This is a genomic window from Mucilaginibacter sp. P4_G9 (assembly GCF_056400985.1).
Map to the genome: position 1 here is coordinate 1 of NZ_JBFUKF010000607.1, position 2,195 is coordinate 2,195.

Below are 2,195 nucleotides of genomic sequence, written 5' to 3' on the forward strand. Positions count from 1 at the left end.
AACTATTGCCTTACAGGGTGCAGAGTTTTTTGCATACCATGGATTTTATTCGGAAGAACAAAAAATAGGCTGCCGGTTTTTGGTAGATATTGAGGTAGGTTTTGTACCCCAAACAGATCCTGCAGCAGATGAACTTAAGCATACAGTTGATTATGAAAAGGTATATTACATAGCCTGTGAAGAAATGAAATATCCACGCAAGCTGATTGAAACAGTGGGGCAGGCTATAATGGAAAGAATCCAAAAGAAATATCCTTATGTAGAAACTATCTCCGTAACTATAAAAAAATTGAATCCACCATTATTGGGCAGGGTTAGCCATTCTGCAGTTACTATAAATTACAGCAAACGGTAATATGGAATACAATAAAATTTCTTTGCCGATATTAGCGGTCATTAAAACTATTGTTGGCGCCGATGCAGTTATAACTCAAGAGGCTGACCTGGAAAAATATAGTCACGATGAAACGGAAGACCTGGTTTACTACCCCGAGGTTGCTGTAAAACCCCAAACGCCGGAGCAAGTTTCTGCATTAATGAAACTTTGTAATGAAAACCTTATCCCAATTACACCACGTGGCGCCGGTACCGGCTTAAGCGGTGGGGCTTTACCCGTAAAAGGCGGTTTAATGATTGCGATGGAGCGCTTTAATAAAGTACTGGAGATAGATGAGCAAAACTTGCAGGCTACTATTGAACCAGGCGTTGTTACCGAAGAATTTATGAACCAGGTTGCTGCAAAGGGGTTGCTTTATCCTGTAGATCCGGCCAGCAAGGGCAGTTGTTTTATTGGCGGTAATGTATCCCATGGCTCTGGCGGCCCCAGGGTTGTAAAGTATGGCACCATACGCGAATATATATTAAACCTGCAGGTAGTACTACCATCTGGCGAGATTATCTGGACAGGAGCTAATACACTAAAATATGCATCCGGTTATAACCTTACCCAATTGTTCATAGKCTCGGAAGGTACGCTGGGTATTATCACCAAAATTGTGGTAAAACTAATTCCGCTGCCAACGCTGGATGCGTTGATGCTGGCTTCTTTTGCTACCAACGAAGATGCCTGTACCGCTGTATCAGCTATTTTTAGGGCTGGTATCACGCCATCGGCCCTTGAGTTTATGGAACGCAGGGGGGTAGAGTGGGTTAAGGAGTATAACGATATTGCTTTTAACCTGCAGGATGATATTCAGGCCTTTTTGCTGATTGAAGTTGATGGTAATAACCAGGATGTGATATTTGCCGATTGCGAAAAGATCAACGCTGTTTTAGAGGCTCACAACTGCAAAGATGTACTTTTTGCCGATTCATCTGCACAAAAGGAAGAATTATGGCGTATGCGTAGCACCATGGGGGTATCGGTAAAATCTAATTCGGTTTATAAAGAAGAAGATACCGTTGTACCGCGGGCTGCACTGCCGCAATTGATAAAGGGAATAAAAGAAACAGGTAGCAAATATGGCTTTGAATCGGTATGTTATGGCCATGCGGGCGATGGTAATCTGCATGTAAATATAATCAAAGCTAACATGAGCGATGAAGACTGGAGTAGCAAACTTAAATCAGGTATAAAAGAAATCTTTGAGCTCACTGTAAGTTTAGGCGGCACACTCTCTGGCGAACACGGCATTGGCCTTGTGCAAAAGGAATTTATGCCGATAAAATATTCGGAAACTCATTTCGCTTTGTGGCGGGGAATTAAGAATGTGTTTGATCCGAAGGGCATCTTAAATCCAGGGAAGATATTTTGATTTGAAGATTTGAGAATTTGAAAATGAAGGCCGCTATTTGGATCAAATCATTTTCAAATCTTTAAATTCTCAAATTAATTCGTATTCAATATCAACCTTGGCTCATCATATGCAATCATACTTCGGCGTTCATCGGGCGGGATGGATACCGATTTGTTGGCCGCGTAATCATAGCTAATGCAAACCGTTTTGCCGGTTGTAACAATCTCTTCCCCCTGTGGGGTTATTTTCACCAATACGTGCATTACATCAAAGCTGCTGTTGCCTATGCGTATAGTGCGCACATAACAGGCTATTTTATCCTGAACGGTAATTTGTTTAAGATAGTTGATCTCTGAGCGGCCGATGATGATGCCGACATTATTCCAATCCCAGCCGATGGCATCTTTCCAATAGTTGGTGCGGGCAATTTCGAAGTAAGTTAAATACACCGCATTATTA

Annotated in this window: 3 protein-coding genes; 2 read left to right on the forward strand and 1 reads right to left on the reverse strand. The window is 42.0% G+C overall.

Annotated elements, in window-relative coordinates:
* Both folB and AC1DPZ_RS25850 read left to right on the forward strand, forming a co-directional pair.
* The coding region (gene folB, locus AC1DPZ_RS25845; protein WP_477408902.1) for a dihydroneopterin aldolase at positions 1 to 355 on the forward strand (355 nt) is incomplete at its 5' end.
* Position 356: 1 nt separating this feature from the next.
* Positions 357 to 1,754 (forward strand): FAD-binding oxidoreductase, encoded by a 1,398-nt coding sequence (locus AC1DPZ_RS25850; RefSeq protein ID WP_477408904.1) that lies wholly within the window; start codon positions 357 to 359, stop codon positions 1,752 to 1,754.
* Positions 1,755 to 1,828: 74 nt separating this feature from the next.
* Here AC1DPZ_RS25850 and AC1DPZ_RS25855 read toward each other — a convergent pair.
* Positions 1,829 to 2,195, reverse strand: a 367-nt coding sequence (locus AC1DPZ_RS25855; protein WP_477408906.1) for an acyl-CoA thioesterase, incomplete at its 5' end; no start/stop codon positions are given.